10 protein-coding genes and 1 pseudogene are annotated in these 17208 nt (G+C 68.5%); 4 read left to right on the top strand and 7 right to left on the bottom strand.

Annotated features, from left to right (window positions below; genetic code table 11):
* Nucleotides 1-67 precede the first annotated feature (67 nt).
* The gene (locus ACIPSE_RS43330; protein ID WP_401674788.1) at nt 68-505 is read right to left on the bottom strand and encodes an AbfB domain-containing protein; all 438 of its coding nucleotides are present in this window, start codon (nt 503-505) and stop codon (nt 68-70) included.
* Nucleotides 506-726: 221 nt separating this feature from the next.
* On the opposite strand from ACIPSE_RS43330, the pseudogene ACIPSE_RS43325 reads away from it, so the two are divergent.
* Nucleotides 727-969, top strand: a pseudogene (locus ACIPSE_RS43325) (DUF1566 domain-containing protein); the annotation flags it as partial.
* Between the two features lie 129 nt (nt 970-1098).
* Here the strand turns inward: ACIPSE_RS43325 and ACIPSE_RS43320 are convergent.
* From ACIPSE_RS43320 to ACIPSE_RS43295, 6 genes are all read right to left on the bottom strand, one after another.
* Complete coding sequence (locus ACIPSE_RS43320) at nt 1099-3447, bottom strand: glycoside hydrolase family 28 protein (protein WP_401674786.1); 2349 nt, start codon at nt 3445-3447, stop codon at nt 1099-1101.
* Between the two features lie 170 nt (nt 3448-3617).
* Nucleotides 3618-5192, bottom strand: a complete 1575-nt coding sequence (locus tag ACIPSE_RS43315) for a glycoside hydrolase family 31 protein (protein ID WP_401674783.1) — start codon at nt 5190-5192, stop codon at nt 3618-3620.
* The gene (locus ACIPSE_RS43310; protein ID WP_401674780.1) at nt 5189-6016 is read right to left on the bottom strand and encodes a carbohydrate ABC transporter permease; all 828 of its coding nucleotides are present in this window, start codon (nt 6014-6016) and stop codon (nt 5189-5191) included. The genes ACIPSE_RS43315 and ACIPSE_RS43310 overlap by 4 nt, the downstream gene beginning before the upstream one ends.
* Nucleotides 6013-6939 carry a carbohydrate ABC transporter permease gene (locus tag ACIPSE_RS43305; protein WP_401674777.1) on the bottom strand — a complete coding sequence of 309 codons (927 nt, stop codon included), beginning with the start codon at nt 6937-6939 and terminating at the stop codon, nt 6013-6015. The genes ACIPSE_RS43310 and ACIPSE_RS43305 overlap by 4 nt, the downstream gene beginning before the upstream one ends.
* A 70-nt stretch (nt 6940-7009) precedes the next feature.
* Entirely contained in the window at nt 7010-8326 is a 1317-nt protein-coding gene (locus tag ACIPSE_RS43300; protein WP_401674775.1) for an ABC transporter substrate-binding protein, read from the bottom strand.
* Nucleotides 8323-11088 (bottom strand): family 78 glycoside hydrolase catalytic domain, encoded by a 2766-nt coding sequence (locus ACIPSE_RS43295; protein ID WP_401674772.1) that lies wholly within the window; start codon nt 11086-11088, stop codon nt 8323-8325. Before ACIPSE_RS43295 ends, ACIPSE_RS43300 begins: the two co-directional genes overlap by 4 nt.
* 684 nt (nt 11089-11772) lie before the next feature.
* Here ACIPSE_RS43295 and ACIPSE_RS43290 point away from each other — a divergent pair.
* The 3 genes from ACIPSE_RS43290 (at nt 11773) to ACIPSE_RS43280 (ending at nt 17208) form a co-directional block, all read left to right on the top strand.
* Entirely contained in the window at nt 11773-12798 is a 1026-nt protein-coding gene (locus ACIPSE_RS43290) for a LacI family DNA-binding transcriptional regulator (RefSeq protein WP_401674769.1), read from the top strand.
* A gap of 482 nt (nt 12799-13280) precedes the next feature.
* The gene (locus ACIPSE_RS43285; RefSeq protein ID WP_401674766.1) at nt 13281-15968 is read left to right on the top strand and encodes a DUF4832 domain-containing protein; all 2688 of its coding nucleotides are present in this window, start codon (nt 13281-13283) and stop codon (nt 15966-15968) included.
* 214 nt (nt 15969-16182) lie between these two features.
* Nucleotides 16183-17208, top strand: coding sequence for a LacI family DNA-binding transcriptional regulator (locus ACIPSE_RS43280; RefSeq protein ID WP_401674837.1), 1026 nt, complete (start codon nt 16183-16185; stop codon nt 17206-17208).

The raw sequence follows: 17208 nt of genomic DNA, 5'->3' as shown, positions 1-17208 counted from the left end.
TCTCCGCACCCGCACCGCATGGCGCTCTGGGCATGCGCGGCGGTCGGCGGGCAGCACCTGCCTTGCCTCAGGGCTCCACGAACTCAAAGGACGTGCTGCTCCCGTACGACGAGTCCGCGCCCTCTTCGGGTTCGAGCCACAGTTGCCCGTTCTCGCGGTAACACAGGTGCGAGCGAGGGCTCTTGAAGGCGAACAGGGACTTGGAGTCCGGTATCACGCCCTGGCGCAGGCAGTAGGTGGCGTCGGCGCGGAAGAGCACGCTGTCGTCGTTGGTCCCGAGTCCAACGGCTCCCTCGTGATGGCCGACGTGCCCCAGATCGCCACCGCTGGCATGCCGGAAGGAATAGCAGCCAGTACCCATCAGCCCCGGCGTGACGGTGAAGACCAGCCGACGCGCGGTGAGCGTGGTGCCGTCAAGGGCGTCCACCATGACCGCCCGGCCTTCACTGACGCCGATGTACCGGCCAGGCTGCGCGGCGCCGCGCAGCGCGTGCGGCTCCAGCACCCCCGAGGCCGACGGGGAAGGCGAGGCACGCGTGGGTAAAGCCGAGGGCGTGGCCGTCGTGCTCGTGGACGGCGTCGCGCTGGTGGTGGAGCCGGAAGGCTCCGGCGGAGTCACGGGCGCCGAGGGCGCCGGCTCCACAGCCGTCGCCGGTCTACGCCCTTCACGGGCGGGCGGGTGTCCGACGGTCCGGCGAGCCCGTACCAGGCGCCGACGCCAGCCAGGTGCGCGGCGGCGAAGGTCGGCCCTCCTACCGGATCTCCGATGGCCAGGTCACCGACCCGGCCACCGGGCTGACATGGCAGCGGGCGACCGCGCCGAGCACCATGACCCCCACCGCGGCCGACACAAACTGCGCAGGCCTCTCCCTCGACGGTCGAGCCTGGCGGCTGCCCACGTCGAAGGAGCTCGCGCCCCTCGTCGACGACGGCCGTGTCACTCCGGCCATCGACCTCGCGGCGTTCCCCGACACCCCGGTACCGGCGCGTACTGGTCGTCCAGCACCTTCACCCCGGATCCGGCCCAGCGGTGGTTCCTCAGCTACAACGACAGCATCACCAGCCACCGTCCCCTCACCGGCGCCTGGGTACGCTGCGTCAGCTGACCTGGTAGACCACGGTGTTCATGTTGATCCCGTTGGAGAGGCTGACGGCCACGTAGTGCCGGTCGACGTACCAGCTCTGGTCGTCGTCGAGGGTGATCGGGCCGCTGGTGAAGGTGCCGTCGCTCTGTACGGTGGCCGCGACCGGGGTGGTGGAGCGGTCGACGAAGAGCCGCACCACTCCCCCGGTGAGGAACGTCGGATACAGCGAGAGGTCGATCTGTCCGGAGATCCGGAACTCCCCGGACGGCAGGTCGGTCACCACGTCCGGTTGCCCGGCGGAGGCCGCGGTGAGGGGCGTGCTCGTACCGTCCGCGTGCTGGGCCGTGGTCGCGTCCAGCAGGTTCAGCGGGGTCGTGTCGTACTGGGTGGTGGCTCCGGTGGAGGGGTTGATGTAGTCGACGTTCTGGACGACGAAGTTCTTGATGTTCTTGCTCTTGGCGAATCCGGCGGCGAGCGTACTGGTGGTGTGGAACACCGAGTTGCGGTAGTAGACGTTCTCCACCGGTGAGCGCGAGGCGGCGCTGCTGAAGATGAAGGTGGTCTTGCCCGCTGTCATCGTCGGCGCGGTGTCGACGTTGTCGATGTAGACGCCGCGGACGGTCGGGTTGAAGACGTCCGCGTTCGGGATCGGCACGGTCTCGGGGTAGTCGCTGTCGATCTGCGCCAGGCCGTACGAGGCCTGCTCCAGCACGCAGTCGCGCAGGTAGACGTTCTCGACGGCGCCGCCGCGCACCGCGTTCGTCTTGATCTTCAGTGCCATGACCAGGCCGGCCCCGCCGAACACGGTGTCGTGGATGAACACGTTGCGGATGCTCCCGGACATCTCGCTGCCCATGGAGACGGCCGCGGATCCGCCGCCGTCGTTTCGGTACGCGGAGTCACGGATGATGATGTTCTCGCTGGGACCGCGGTGTTCACGGCCGTTGACGTTGCGCCCGGCCTTGATGGCGGCACCGTCGTCGCTGACGGTGACGTCGTTGTTCTCCATGACGACGTTGCGGCTCGACTCCGGGTCGATGCCGTCGTCGTTGTTCCAGCCGGTGCGTTCGTAGCCGAGTGTCTTGTTGCTGTAGATGTCGAGATCTCTGATCAGGACGTTGGCGGAGCTGAGCGGGTGGACGATCCAGAACGGGGTGTTGCGGATCTTCACTCCCTCGATCAGGACGTCGGAGGAGTCGTTGGTCTCGATGAAGTTGGGGCGGAAGGTCGACTTCAGGGCCGTCGCCCCCACGGGCGGCGCCACCTGACGCACCGTGTCGCCGTCCACGACCGGGATGGTGTCGGGAAGTCGACCGTCGTCGGTGAAGATGCGCTCCTCGACGGGGACGTCGTCGAAGTTCATCTGATTCAGGATGCCGTTCTGGCCGTACGACGCGGTGGTGCTGGTGTTCTCGACGGACGGCTCACCCCAGTAGCCCTTCTTCCAGGGGCGCCAGTTCCACATGTCCTCCTGGCCGTCGAGGGTGCCGCCGCCGGACACGGCGATGTCGTGCTGGTGCAGGGCGTAGACGAACGGCGAGTAGTTGTACAGGTCGGTGCCCTCGTAGCTGGTGGGTACGACGGGGTAGTACTCGTTGGTCTTGTTCCGCATGAACTTCACGACCGCGCCGTCGTCGATGCGCAGGTTCACGTTGCTCAGCAGGTTGATCGCACCGGAGTAGTAGGCGCCGTCGGTGTTGAGGGAGGCGCCTGCCGGAACGGTGACGACGCCTCCGCCGGCGTTGTGGCAGTCCTTGATCGCGGCGTTGATGGCGTCGCCGTAGTACCAGACCTCCTGGGACGCGTAGACCAGCGGTGAGGAGGTGTTCGATGCAGCGCCCGCCTCGTTGCCCGTGGCGTAGGTCTCCGTGGCTTGGCGGACGAGTGGCTGATACGCCGAACTGCTCACGTCGCAGAGGCGGTCGGGAAAGACCGGGGTGTGGGCGTTCACCTTGCTGTCGGTCTTGTCGTACAGGGGTTTGTTCCAGTAGACGCCGTCGCGCTTGCGGGCTTTGGAGTCGTGAATCGTCAGTCCGTAGTCACCTGAGGTGATGCCGTCCTCGGCCACCACTTCGAGTCGGTCACCGGAGTTCACGGTGGCCTCGGTCTTCGGGACGCCCTCGCTGTCGACGACCCGGCGCGTCTGTGCCGCGCCGTCGGGAGATGTGAGTTCAGCCAGCAGTTCGGAGGCGGTGGCACCGGACCAGAACTCGATGGTGGTGGTGCCGACGTTGTAGACGACGGGATCGGGCACGGCTCGGGCCACGACCACCACGCCGGTGGAGCGCACCGTGCCGTCGGACTGCGCTTCGCCGGTGGACTGCACGACGGTGCCCGCCGCCACGGCGGGGACGGAGGTCACGCCGGAAAGGCAGCCCAGGGTCAGGAGGCCGGCGACGAACGTCCGGCGAAGCCTGTGCGGAGATCTCGGGAGGAACATGACTGCGGCTCCAAAGAACGACGGAACAGGAAGGGATCCCCGCCCGCCCGTCCAGCCGGACGGGCGGGCGGCGCTGGTTGCGAGGAATGCGGTCAGACGGCCCGGAAGAAGAGCGGAATGCTGCGCAGGGTGACCGGCACATCGACCACGGCCGGCCCGCGGGTGATGTGTCCTTCCGCGTCGGCCCAGTCCCCGGCGGGGACCACGACCCGGCGGACGGTGGCTCCCGCGTCCAGAACGGGGGCGACCATGAGGTCCGGGCCGAGCAGGAACTGGTCGGTGACGTCGGTCAACTCGCCGTAGTGGTAGGCGAGTGGACGGAGAATCGGTTCGCCGGTCGTCGCGGCGTGGTCGATCAGGGTGTCCAGGAGCGGCCAGAGCTCGCCCCGCGTCTCGGTCGCCTCCAGGACGGCGGCGCGGTGCTCCTCGTCCAGGACCCGGTCCGGCAGCGCGGAGAACTGCATCATCGGTGCTGTCGCCGCCAGTTGGGCGTGGCGGACGAAGAGTTCCTGGTCGAAGCCTTGGGCGGTGACGGCGTTGATCTCACCACCGCCGATCATGTCCGGGCAGACGTAGGGGTGTCCCAGGAGTCCCTGCGCGACCAACTCGGGGACGAGGGACCGCAGTCCGTCCTCCCCCCAGGTGGGCGGCTTGTCACGTAGACGTTGGGCGAGCGGGGCGCCGCCGAGGCCCCAACAGGCGCGCAGTTCGTTGTAGGGATGGTCGAGGCCGGTCTCGGCCCAGCGCCGGCAGTGCTCGACCGGGGTCGTCGGCGCGTGGGTGACGTCGTCGTCGCTGTAGGCCCACAGGTCGCCGCCGTCCAGCTTGAACCCGTCGACGCCGGTCTCGCGGCGCAGGTCGTCGAGACGTTCCTTCAGCCAGGCCACGGTGTCCGGGTGGGTGAGGTCCAGCACCGCGCTGACGCCGTTCCACCACCTCTGGAGCTTGGTGTCGCCGTCCCGGGTGCGGACCAGCATCCGGCGGCTCTCCAGCTCGCGGAAGACCGCCGTGTCGGGGCTGACGAAGGGAACGACCCAGAGCATCACGGCGAACCCGGCTCCGTGCAGGCGGTTGACCATGGCGGCCGGGTAGGGGAACCTCGCCTGGTCGAACGTCCACGTGCCGTAGGCCGGGGACCACGAGTCGTCGATCATGATGACGCCAGGGGGCATCCCGAGGGCCTGGATGCGGTGCGCGTACTCGGTGACCGAGTGCTGTGTCGGGGTGTAGGGGCTGTCGATCCAGGTGTTGTACTGCGGGCCGCTGAAGAGCCTGCGGGCGGGGGTCCTGTTGGTGGGCGGGAACCAGCGGGCGCTCGCCGCGAGGTAGGCCTCGCGCAGACTCGTCCCAGCGCGGGCCACCGTGATGTCCTGCCCGTCCAGCCGCAGCCGGGTGTCGTCGATGGCGAAGGCGAAGGGGTGCGGTGACCACACGAGTCGCCCGTGGGATGAGAGCAGCAGCGGCGCACTCTGGTTCCCGGCGAACGGATCGTCGGACGGTCCGGCCGAGTGCGCGAGATCACGGTTGTGGGCATGGCGGCCGAAGGGCATGAGCCCGCCGTCGGCGACGGCTCCACCCCACCACCGCTCCCCCGGCAGCAGGGCGATGTCGTGCCGGCCCGCGACGGACTCCGCCGCGAGGGTCACGTCGAGGGCGGGACCGGTCATCCCTTCACCGCCCCGGCCGCCATGCCTTCGACGATCTTGCGGTTGAAGAAGACGAACATGATCAACGGCGGGATGGTGACCAGCAGGATGTCGGTGAACAGGAGGTTGTACTCGGTCAGGTACTGGCTCTGGAAGTTGAACAGGGTGAGCTGGACGGTGGGGTACTGGTCGCCGGGCAGGAAGTAGAGCGGGTTGGCGAAGTCGTTGTAGATGGTGACGGTCTGGAGCACGATCACGGTCACGATGACCGAGCGCAGGATCGGGAAGATGACCTGGAAGAAGGTGCGCAGCGGGCCCGCGCCGTCGAGCATGGCGGCCTGGTCCAGTTCGAGAGGCACCGTCGCGATGAAGGCGCGGAAGAGCAGGATGGAGAAGGGCAGACCGTAGGCGACCTCGACCAGGATCAGGCCCTGGATCGTCTTGAACAGGTGCATCTCCTGGAGCACCCAGATGGTCGTGACCACCGCGGGCGGCACGATCAGGCCGGACAGCACCACGAGGTTGATGACCCAGTTCCAGCGGCTGCGACGGCGCTGCCAGACGTAGGCGACCATCGCGCCGAGCACGACGATGACCGCCACGGACACGACGGTGAGCAGGATGCTGTTCACGAAGGCCCGGATGAGCATGTAGTCGCGGCTGGCGACGACCGTCTTCAGGTTCTGCCACAGCACGAAGTCGGTGGGCCAGGAGAAGTCCAGGGTGGCGGAGTCCTGACTGGTCTTGCTCGCGGTCACGGCGATGAACGCGAACGGCACGAGGAAGAACGCCCCGCTCACGATGATGGCGGCCAGACCGGCGCTGAAGGACTTGATCCGGTTCACGACTCCACCTCACCGCGGTTCAGGTACCACGACAGCGGGACCGCGAGCGCGGTCACAACGAGGAACAGCACGACGTTGCCGGCTGCGGACAGGCCGAAGTAGCCGGCCTGGTACTGCTTGTAGATCACCGAGGAGATGACGTCGGAGGTGAATCCGGGGCCGCCCTTGGTCATGGCCCAGATGAGGTCGAAGGAGCGCAGGCCGCCGATGAACGACAGCAGGATGACGGTGCTCGTCGCGGGCTTCAGCAGCGGCAGGGTGACATGGCGGAAGGTGTGCCAGGCCGACGCGCCGTCCACCCGCGCGGCTTCCTTGTACTCGGCGGGGATGGAGACCAGACCGGCGATGTAGATGACCGTGGCCAGGCCCAGGCCCTTCCACACGTCGACGAACGCGACGGAGACCAGCGCCCAGCTGGGGTCGACGAGCCATGCGGGACCGTCGACGCCGACGCTGCCGAGGAGGTTGTTGACCAGGCCCTTCTCCGGGTTGAGCAGGACGGTGAAGGCGAGCCCGATACCGATGGTGCTGACCAGGGTCGGGAAGAAGATCACGGACCGCAGGTAGCCGCGGGCGAAGATGGCCGAGGTGAGCACCATGGCGATGGCGAGCCCGAGGACGACCTTCAGCGTGCAGGTGATCAGCGCGTAGATGACGGTGTTCTTCAGACCGATGGAGAATTCCTGCTGGTCGAAGAAGGTGCGGAAGTTGTCCAGGCCCACCCACTCGGAGGTGAACAGGTCCCACCGGGTGAAGGCGAAGTAGAACGACAGCAACGTGGGGACGAGGAAGAACCCGATGTAGATGACGGCCGGGACGAGATAGAACCAGGTCGGATAAGGACTCGCCGACCGTCGGGCCCTTTTCCTCGACGGCGGGGACGCCGTTTCACGGACGGCGGGGCTCGGCAGGGTCTGTGTCATGAGGGTGAGGGGCCTTTCGGGGGGCGCGCCGCCGGCCCGGGAGAGCGGGCCGGCGGCGGCGGTCGGTGGTTCAGGAAGTCCAGTTCAGGCCCAGCTGGTCGGCCTGCTTGCGGACGTCCTTGTCGTAGTCCTCGGCGCCTTCCTTCGCGGACTCGATGCCGGTGCCGACCTGGATGCAAATCTGCTCCAGGTTCGGGCCCTTGACGGGGGAGCTGAACTCCAGGGCGAGGGACGCCTTGTCGGAGAGGATGTAGCTCTGGGTGTCCTTGGCGACCTGGCTGGCGTCGTCCGGGAGGGTACAGGCGTTGACCATGTACGGGCCGGTCGGCGCGACGTCCTTGGTCAGGGCCTCACAGCCCTTCTTGGAGGCGACGAAGGCCTGGAACTTCCGCGCGGCTTCCAGCTTGGCGCCCTTGACCGTCTTGGGGATGAACAGGCCGCTGGGCGCCCACATGGTCAGTCCGAAGGACGCGGCGTCCGTGCCGGGGATGGGGAAGATGCCGACGTCGCCTGCCTGGTCGGGGGCGACCGTGGACAGTGCGGCGGCCGAGGCGCCCACCATCGGGAACTGCACGCCCTTGCCCTCCGCCAGCATCTTCAGGCCGTCGTTGAGGGTGGCGGAACGGTAGTCCGAGTTGAGGTATCCGGCTTTGTTGAGGTCCTCGATGTGCTGGAACCCGGCCAGGGCGGCCTTGTTGGTGGCGTACTTGACCTTGCCGTCGGTGTAGCTGGTCGCGAAGTCGGGGTCTGCGGCTTCGACGTTGTGATAGTCGCCGAGGACCATCACCTGGGAGGTCCAGGTCTCGCCGTAGGTCTGGACGACCGGGGCCAGGCCCTCCTTCTTGATCTTGGCGTTGTTCGCCATGAACTCGGACCAGGTCTTGGGGATCTCCAGACCGAGGCGCTTGTAGACCTTGGTGTTGTAGAGAATGCCACCGCCCGAGGCGAGGCCGAAGGGCACTCCGTAGAGCTTGCCGTCGCTGGTCGCGGCGGTCACGAAGTTGTCGGCGAGGGCCGAGCCGATGCTCGTGTCCTCGATGGGGGTCATGGTCTGTGCGGGCTTGAGGGACTGGAGCAGGGAGCCGGTGTTGTAGGTGAAGACGTCGGCCATGTCACCGGTGGACAGCTTCGTCTTGACCGCGTTGTCGCCCTCGGTGCCGGCCGGGCGGGTCTGGATGTCGATGGTGATGTCCGGGTTGGCGGCCTCGAACGCGGCGACCTCGGACTTGGCCATGGCCATCTCGCTGGCGTCGTTGCCGATCAGGAAGCTCAGCGAGCTGCCGTCGCTGTCGCTGCTGCCGGAGGGCGAGGCGCAGCCGGCGAGGAGGCCGGAGGCGAGGGCCGAGGCGGTCAGCAGCGCGGCCGACCGGCGGAACGAAGTGGTCACGTGAGTTCTCCTTGCAAGGTTCTTTCGAAGGGAAGTGTGGAGGGCGTGATGTCGGCGGTCGCTGACGTGCCGAGGCCGTGGTGCGGGCCGAGCAGAAGGGTGATGCCATGACGCAGGGGTTCGGAGTCGATGGCGTCGCGGGCGCCCAGAGCACTGGTGAGCTCGTGGGCCGGGGCGTTGAGCCAGGGGGCCAGTTGTGCGGCCACACCTGCCTCGTCGGCGGGATTGCCGGTGAGGTCGGCCACCAAGGCGACCAGGCGGTCCCAGAGGTTCTTGTCGTCCATGACGTCACGGACAGTCCGTATCGCCCGGGTGGTGTTCACCGGGTCGGGCAGGCTCCAGGTGTGCTCGCCCTGGCCGACGAAGAAGCTGTGTTCCGCGCCGGGAAGATGGATCTCCGCCTCGGTGCCGGCCGGGACGATCGCGGTCACGTGCAGGGTGCCGTCCTGCCGCCGCCACGCAACCGCTGCCTCACCATAAGGGGTGAGGTGACGGGCGGTGGCGTGGGTGAGGGCGGCGTCGGGGCGGGGTTCTACGCGGATCCGCCGGTAGCCGGGGGCCGCCGGGGCCAGACCGGCCACCGTGCGGTGCAGCCAGTCGGCGATCGCACCGAGCGCGTAGTGGTTGAACGAGGTCATCTCACCGGGGTTGACCCTGCCGTCCGGCAGCAGGCTGTCCCAGCGTTCCCAGATCGTGGTGGCCCCCTGGGTGACCGGGTAGAGCCAGGATGGGCAGCCGGTCTGCAGGAGCAGCCGGTAGGCCACCTCCGCATGCCCGGTGCGGGTCAGGGCGTCGGCCACGAGCGGGGTGCCCAGGAAACCGGTGGCGATGCGGAAGCCCGAGGTGCGGACGAGATCGGCCAGCCGTCGGCCGGCGATGCCGGTGAGGTGGTCGTCCTCCAGCAGGTCCCAGACCAGTGCCATGGCATAGGCCGTCTGCGACTCACCCACCAGACGGCCGCCGGGCGTCAGATAGGCGGTGCGGAACGACTGCCGGACCTCTGCGGCGACCCAGGCGTAGTGCTCGGCGTCGTCCGCCAGGCCGATGACGGCCGCCGAGTCGGCCAGCAGGGCCACCGAGCGCGCGAGACAGGCGGTGGCGACGAGCCCGGGAGGGGTCTGGGCCTGGAAGGGGTTGTCGGCCGGTGCCGTCGGGTCGAGCCAGTCGCCGAACTGGAATCCCTCCTCCCACAGCCGCCCGGGTCCGGCGGCTGCAAGGACGCGCTCGACCCATCCGCGCATGCTGGGGAACTGCCGCCGCAGGATCTCGGCATCACCGGTGCGCTGGTAGAGCGTCCACGGTACGACCACGGCTGCGTCCCCCCAGCCGGCCGCGGGTGTCGTGTCGCCCCAGATGTCGGGCACGACCAGCGGCACGGAGCCGTCGGGCAGCTGTTCCGCGCTCAGGTCGCGCAGCCAGGAGGACAGGAAGGCGGAGCAGTCGAAGAGGAAGAGCGCGGCAGGTGCGAAGACCTGGATGTCACCGGTCCAGCCGAGCCTCTCGTCCCGCTGGGGACAGTCGGTGGGGATGGAGACGAAGTTGCCGCGGGTGCCCCAGACGACGTTCTCGTGCAGCCGCTCCAGCAGCGGGTCCGAGCAGCTGAACCAGCCCGTCCGCGGCAGGTCCGAGGCCAGCACCACCGCGTCCACCTCATCAGCAGCCACCTCACCGAGGCCGTCGATCCTGGCGTAGCGGAACCCGTGGAAGGTGAGCTCGGGCTCAAGGGGGCCGATGTGTCCGGCCGGGAGGTGGAAGGTGTCCGTCGCGCGAGCGGAGCGCAGCGGGCGCAGGGCCAGGTCGCCGTCTTCGAGGACCTCGGCGTGCCTGACCGTGACCGTGGTGTCCTCATACGTCGGCTCGTGGCGGATCCGCAGCCGTCCGGTGAGGTTCTGGCCGAAGTCGACCAGTGTGCCGGTGGCCGTCTGCCACGTACGGCGGGCGGGCAGCACCTGTACGGCCCGTACCGGTGGCCCCTCCTCTGGCACCAGCGTGCCGGGGTCGAAGTCCAGGACGTCCGCGGGCCGGTCGAGGCCGACCTCCCCGGCAGACGGCCGGCGCAGGTCTGTCGTCTGGCCGTCGTAGAGGTCGGCCGCGAGGATCCCGCTGTCGCCCGCCGTCCAGGAGGAGTCGCTGGCGAGCACGGTGCGGGTGCCGTCTTCGAGAGTGACCTCCAGCTGTGCGAGCAGCGCCAGCCGCTCCCCGTACACGGCACTCCCGTCGACGCCGAGACGGCCGCGGTACCAGCCGTCTCCCAGCAGGACCGAGAGCGTATTGGTGCCCGCACGCAGGAGGTCGGTGACATCCAGGACGTGGTAGCGCAGGCGGTGGTGGTACGAGGTCCAGCCCGGCGCGAGTTCGAGGTCGCCCGCCCGCTGTCCGTTGACGTAGGGAACGAAGAGGCCGTGCGCGGTGAGGTAGAGCCGAGCGTCGACGGGTGCGCTGGGCAGGGCGAAGCGGGTGCCGAGCACGGGGGCCGGCGCTCCGGGGCGGCCGAGCGTGCGAGGACTGATCAGACAGGCTGTCCAGTCCTCGGGGGCAGACAGACCGAGCTCGCCGTGCGCGGGTGGTCCCCACGGCCCCCAACCCTCCGCCGCGCGGACCCGCAGCCGGACGCTGAAACGCTCACGCGACCGCAGCGGTGTGTCCGGCCACGGCACCAGAACCTGCTCCGGCCCCTCCACCGCGAATCGCTCGGTGCCCTGGGCGCGGCTGATCTCGACTTCGTATCCCAGCTGGCGGTAGTCGGCCGGAGCCGCGCTCACCGTCCACGAAAGGCGCGGCGTCGAGCCGGTGAGGACGGCTCCCCCCTGAACGGCGCCGTGGTCGAGACGCGGCGCTTGTGGGGCAGGGATTGCGGCAGCGGGAGACGCCGCCGGCTCCGGGGATGTGTGCACACCGGTCCTTCGGGGTGGGAACGTTGCTCAGGAGTTTCCAGAACGTGTGGAATGGTTTACGCGGCGGGACGCTAGACGGGTCGCGGGACGCACGTCAAGGGGTCCGAATGGACAAATGTGCGCGGTCGGCGTCCCTCAGGACGCCCGCGCAACGCCGCAGGGTGCCGTTCCGCGCCACCGATCCGATCGACCGCCGGCCGTCCAAGCAGGGATCCAGGAGCTTCAGCAGCAGGTGACGAGGGTGAATGGACCCGACGGGCCCAGAAGGCCAGACTGTGCAGCAGGCCGTGCGCACGGCGCTCCGGCAAGGCGGTTCGCGGTTCCGCGAAAGGCACCCGGGCGACAGCCGCCGGTACCGCCGCACACGACGGCCGGGAACGTACGACCGACGATGAAACCGGCGCTGATCCAGGCGCCAGGCATGAACAAGTTGTGGAATAGTCTACGACGTGCGGGTGGATCCTTGCCGGTCGTACGAAGGTTCGGCCGGGGCGGTGGACCTGTGAGGTACCGCCCTCGCACAAGCTGAAGGTTCGAGAACGGGGTGGGGAAGTGAAGCCGACGAGGCCGCAGCGGGCGACCATCGACGACGTGGCCGGCGCAGCGGGAGTCTCCAAATCCGCGGTGTCCAAGGTCCTCAACGACGCCTACGGCGTCAGTCCGGAGATGCGCGCCAAGGTCAACCGGGCCATCGAGGAGCTGGGGTACCGCCCGAAGGCGGGCGCCCGGGCCATGCGCGGACGGACCTACACCGTCGGTGTCCTCCTGGTCGACGTCCACTCCCCCTTCGCCCCGGTGATCGTCGAGGGCATCCAGGAGGAACTGGAGGCGACTCCCTTCGAGGTCATCTTCGCCGCGAGCACGGGGGACGAGCAGCGCCAGCGCCGGTCGGTGGAGACCCTCATCGACCGCCAGGTCGACGGACTCATCATGGTCGCCCCCGAGGTGAGCCAGGACTGGCTGGTCAAGATCGCCTCCCAGGTGCCGACGATCGTCATCGCACGGCATGGAGGCGGCCCGAACTACGACACCGTGGTCGACGACGATGTCGTCGGCGCGGAGTTGGTCGTCGAGCACCTCACGGCTCTCGGGCATCGCGACATCTGCCACATCGCTCCGCCCGCCGGTCCGCTGAAGCGACCGCAGATCATGGCTCACGCCGCCCGCACCGACGGTTACGTGACCGCAATGCGCTCTCGCGGCCTCGAACCGGACGTGGTGTACACCGCCTTCACCGAGGACGGTGGCTACCAGGGCGCCCAGACCGCGCTCAGCCGCCCCCGTCGGCCGACAGCGATCTTCGCCGGTGCCGACGTCGCCGCCCTCGGCGTCCTCAGGGCCGCGCACGAACTCGGCCTGCGTGTTCCCGAGGATCTCGCCGTGGTGGGCTACGACAACACCCGCCTCAGCAACCTTCCCCAGATCAGCCTGACATCGGTCGACCAGTCGGGAAGCATGACGGGGGCCACCAGTGCCCGTCTGCTCCACGAACGCATCTCGGGCCGCACCAGTCCGGTTCTCTTCTCGATCACCCCCACCCTCGTGGCGCGGCACACGTCGAGCGCGCCGCCGGCCTGACCGGCGGCCAAGTCCGGGCCGCCTCGGGTCGGACCGCAGAGCACCAGCACGCGACACTCGCACCAGAGAACGTGGACCGGTTCACGCAACAAGCATTCTCATAACGTGTGCAGTCGCCCCTCACGCCCGTAGCCACGCCTGGGGCGCAGACTCCGCAACAGCGGCTCCAGCACAGCGTTCTCAACGCCCAGCATGGCTTGATTCATTGCGCCGCCTCCCCATACGCACGAGGAGCGCACACCCCTTGACACGAAATCTCGCCGATACCTACAGTCACGCCGTGGAACGGTTCACGTCCAGGATCGCGGTCCTGTGACGTCCAGACGAACGCCTGACCACCCGCACGGCTCGTCAGCAGCCGGGGCCGACGCACACCCTGACACGTCTCGATCACCGTGGCCCCTCATGCGCCCCAAGGCCCGTGACCGTTCCTCCCCCTCCCCTGCGGCATGCGCCGCAGCCGTCGATCTAAGGCGCTTGACATGGCATCCAGCATCAGCAGACGCTCCCTCGGACGACTCGCAGCCGCTTCCCTGGCCGCCGCCGGCCTCGGCATCTCCTCCCCCCGGGCCTACGCCGCCGACACCGCACTCACCGAGATCGTCCCCACGGAGTACACCGGCGCGCTCAAGAACCCGCTGATGGGCCTCGCGGCCAAGGACTTCTTCGTCAACACCACCGACGAGGCATGCCTGGAGGACCAGCCGCTGGACTACATGCCGTGGGCGACCATGGTGATGACCTACATCCCGTGGGACCACCTGGAGGACGACGCCGACGACTCGACCGAGAAGATCTCCGCCTACCTGGACCAGCGGTGGCGCGGCAAGGACTCGGGCGGCGTGTGGCGTCCCTACGAGGAGTACGGGATCAAGGTGATCCCCCGGCTGTATCTGCGTTTCCCGACCTCCACCTCCGGCAACACGGGCACCTTCTACGGTCTGGGCGGTGACCACTGGCCGGCCGACCTCAGCGCCGGCGACTTCACCAGCTCGGCCTTCGACGCACGCCTCGACAGGATGATCGAGCGGCTCGGCACGCTCTGGGACGACGATCCCCGCGTGGCCTACGTCCAGATGGGCGTCTTCGGCACCTGGGGCGAGCAGCACGGGACGGCCCAGCCGGCCAACCTGGAGACCTACTTCAACCAGTACTTCACCGACAAGCACGTCCAGATCCGGTACTACAACAAGTCCCAGTGGACGGACTACACGAAGTTCGGGCACTACAACGACAGCATCGGCGACCTGGTCACCGCACCGAACTGGGCCACCAAGCCCATCGGCGGCGAACCCGCCTACGACTACAACGGTTTCGCCGTCCACGGGCACAGCACCCGCGAGACCTACCTCGACGAGGACTACACCAACAACACCGCGAACCTGGTCCGTTCGGCCCACGCCGTCTATCTGACCTGGGCGGGCGACTACAGCTACGGCTCGCGGTGGACCGCCACGGACGCCGAGGGCGGCCGCGAGGCGTACCTCGCCGACAAGGCGGCCATCGACAGCGGCGCCGAGAAGCTGCAGAAGGAGCTGGGCTACCGCTACGTCATCTCCTCGTTCCGCTACCCGGCGAGGATCGACCCGGGTGTGGCGTTCGACGTGTCGTTCACGGTGAAGAACACCGGCTCCGCGCCGATGTACTACAACTGGCCCGTCCAGGTCAGCCTCAAGGACCCGAGCACGGGCGCGATCGTGTGGAGCGACACGTTCGCCGACACGGACATCACCACCTGGCAGCCGGGCAGCGGCTACTCGACCTTCGACAAGACCAAGAGCGGCAACTGGAGCACGTCGGTGGGCAGTTACACCACCGCGCCCGCGGAACACACCGAGACCGGTACGTTCACCGTCCCGAGCACCGTGACCAAGAACAAGACCTACCTCATCCAGCTGGCGGTGCTCGACCCCGGCGGCAACGTGCCCAGCCTGCGCTTCGCCGTGCAGAACTACACCGAGGGCGGCTACCACCCGATGGGGCAGATCGGCGTCGGCAAGACTCCCTCACGCACCACGATCGACCCGTCGAACTTCGACAACCCGGCCGTGGACGTCGGACTGCGCTACTACCGACCGGACCAGGACGTAGCCGCGTCTCCCGCGACGCTGAGCACACTCGAGATCTCCGGATCGCCCGTCCTGATCGCCCAGAACGGTGACGGCTACGACCTGGAGAACCTGCTGCTCAGCGGCACCGACACACGGACGTACCCGCACGGCCTCGACGCGGCGACCGTCACGTGGCGCATCGCCTCCGGGGCCACTCGCGCCTCGCTGTCGGGCAGCCGCCTCGTCCCGAGCTCGGTCGGCACGGGCACCGTCGTCGCCGTCCTCAACGGGGTGACCAGCGAGCCGTACGCCTTCGAGGTGTCCGACAAGCTGGGCAGCCTCACCGGCACCGTGACCGCCGGTTACGGCGGCCTTCTGGCGGGGGTCGCCCTCACCATCGCCTCCGAGACACGGACGTACACCGCGAGCACCGACACCGCCGGTGCCTTCACCGTCGACAACATCTTCGCCGACACGTACACGGTCACGGCCACCGAGTCGGGATACACGGACACCGTCACCGAGGACGTCGTCGTGACCAAGGGGGCCACCACGACCGCCGACCTGGTCCTCGAACTGGTCACCGGCGGCGCCTTCTTCGACGACTTCAGCAGCGGCGCCGGCAACTGGACCGCCGGCACCGGCGCCTGGTCGGTCAGCGACGGTATCTACCACCAGACCACCGTCGGCGGCAGCAACTCCTGGCGCTACGCGTCCACCATCACGGGCAAGGTCTGGCAGGACGCCACCTACGAGGCGGACATCAGCTACGACGGCAGCGGACAGAACTGGGCGGCGCTGCTGTTCAGGAAGCCCGCTCAGAGCGACACCATCAACACCGGCGGCTACTTCGTCGACTGGCAGTACAGCGGAAAGATCGAACTCGGCCGGGCGGGCGCCACCGTCACGGTCCTCGCCACCGCGCAGGTCACCACGGACTGGAGCACCGCGCATCATCTGCGCATCGTCACCCAGGGAAGCAACATCAAGGTGTACGTCGACGGCGGGACGAGCGCGGTCATCGACGTCGACGACTCGACCTCGCTCTACGGCTACGCCGGAGTCGGCGCCTCGGGCGCCAAGTGGGGCTTCGACAACGTGCGGATCACCGAGGCGTAACACGCGAGCACAGCGCCTGTGCGTGGCAGGCGCGGCGCAGGTCGCGCCCGCCACGAGCACGGCCCACCCGTACAGCTCCGCAGCCTGTTCCAGTACTCCACCGAGAACCGAGATGACATCCCAACAGCCCGAGCCCGGTCCCACACCCGCACGGACACCGCCCACGGCCCGGCCGACCTCCGCCCCGAAGGGAGCGGGACACCAGCGGGTGGGCATGAAAGAGGTGGCGCGGCTCGCCGGAGTGTCCCTGGGCACCGTCTCCAATGTGCTGAATCAACCGGAGATCGTCGCCACCGACACCCGCGCACGTGTCCTGGAAGTCATCCGTTCCCTGGGATACGTGCGTGTGGAAGGAGCTCGGCAACTGCGCGGCTGGGCCTCGCGCATGATGGCTGTCATGGTCCTCGACCTCTCCAATCCCTTCTTCACCGCACTCGCATCCGGTGTGGAACAGGCCGCGCGCGAGGCCGACCTCGGGGTCCTGGTGTGCACCGGCGGCCACCGTGCCGCCGAGACCGAACGCCATCTGTCCCTCATCACCTCCCATCGGATCCGGGGAGCCGTCCTCGCCTCGGGCGAGGACATCGAGCACACCGTGACGGAGTTCGGCCGCAAAGCGGTCCCCTTCGTCCTGGCGGATCATCACACCTCGCACCCGCAGGCCTGCTCCGTGGGAATCGACGACGTCAGCGGCGGGCAGTCCGCGGTACGGCATCTCCTCGAACAAGGCCACCGTCATATCGCCTACGTCGCCGGTCCCGACTCCCTGCGCCAGGTCCAAGACCGACGACAAGGGGCTCTCAGTGCGCTCCGGCAGGCAGGCATCCCGTCGACGGCGCTGACCGCGTTGCCGTGCACGGACATGACCGTCGGCGCGGGCAAGGACGCCGGGCATCGTCTCCTCGGGCTGTCCACCCGGCCGACCGCCGTCTTCTGCGCGAACGACCTCCTCGCGCTCGGTCTGCTCCAGGCGCTGTACGAGGCGGGGCTGCGCGTACCCGACGACCTCGCCGTAGTCGGCTACGACGACATCGAGTTCGCCGCCTCGGCCGTGGTGCCGCTCACCTCGGTGCGGCGCCCGGCCGCCGACATGGGAAGCCACTGCGGGCGGATGCTGATCACGGACACGACTCCCGGACTGGCCCATGAGCACTCGCATCTCATGCTCCGACCAGAGCTCGTCGTCCGCCGGTCGAGCCTGGTGACATCGCCTGTGCGGGTTCGCCCGGGACAGGGCTGA

This window comes from Streptomyces sp. NPDC090106 (genome assembly GCF_044747265.1).
Classification (GTDB): Bacteria; Actinomycetota; Actinomycetes; order Streptomycetales; family Streptomycetaceae; genus Streptomyces.
This window is presented reverse-complemented; position numbering and strand designations above follow the sequence as displayed.

Bases quoted from the DNA above. Each gene is read 5' to 3' on its own strand.
- ACIPSE_RS43315 (WP_401674783.1), bottom strand. From the start codon at position 5,192: ATGACCGGTCCCGCCCTCGACGTGACCCTCGCGGCGGAGTCCGTCGCG.
- ACIPSE_RS43305 (WP_401674777.1), bottom strand. From the start codon at position 6,939: ATGACACAGACCCTGCCGAGCCCCGCCGTCCGTGAAACGGCGTCCCCG.
- ACIPSE_RS43285 (WP_401674766.1), top strand. From the start codon at position 13,281: ATGGCATCCAGCATCAGCAGACGCTCCCTCGGACGACTCGCAGCCGCT.
- ACIPSE_RS43280 (WP_401674837.1), top strand. From the start codon at position 16,183: ATGAAAGAGGTGGCGCGGCTCGCCGGAGTGTCCCTGGGCACCGTCTCC.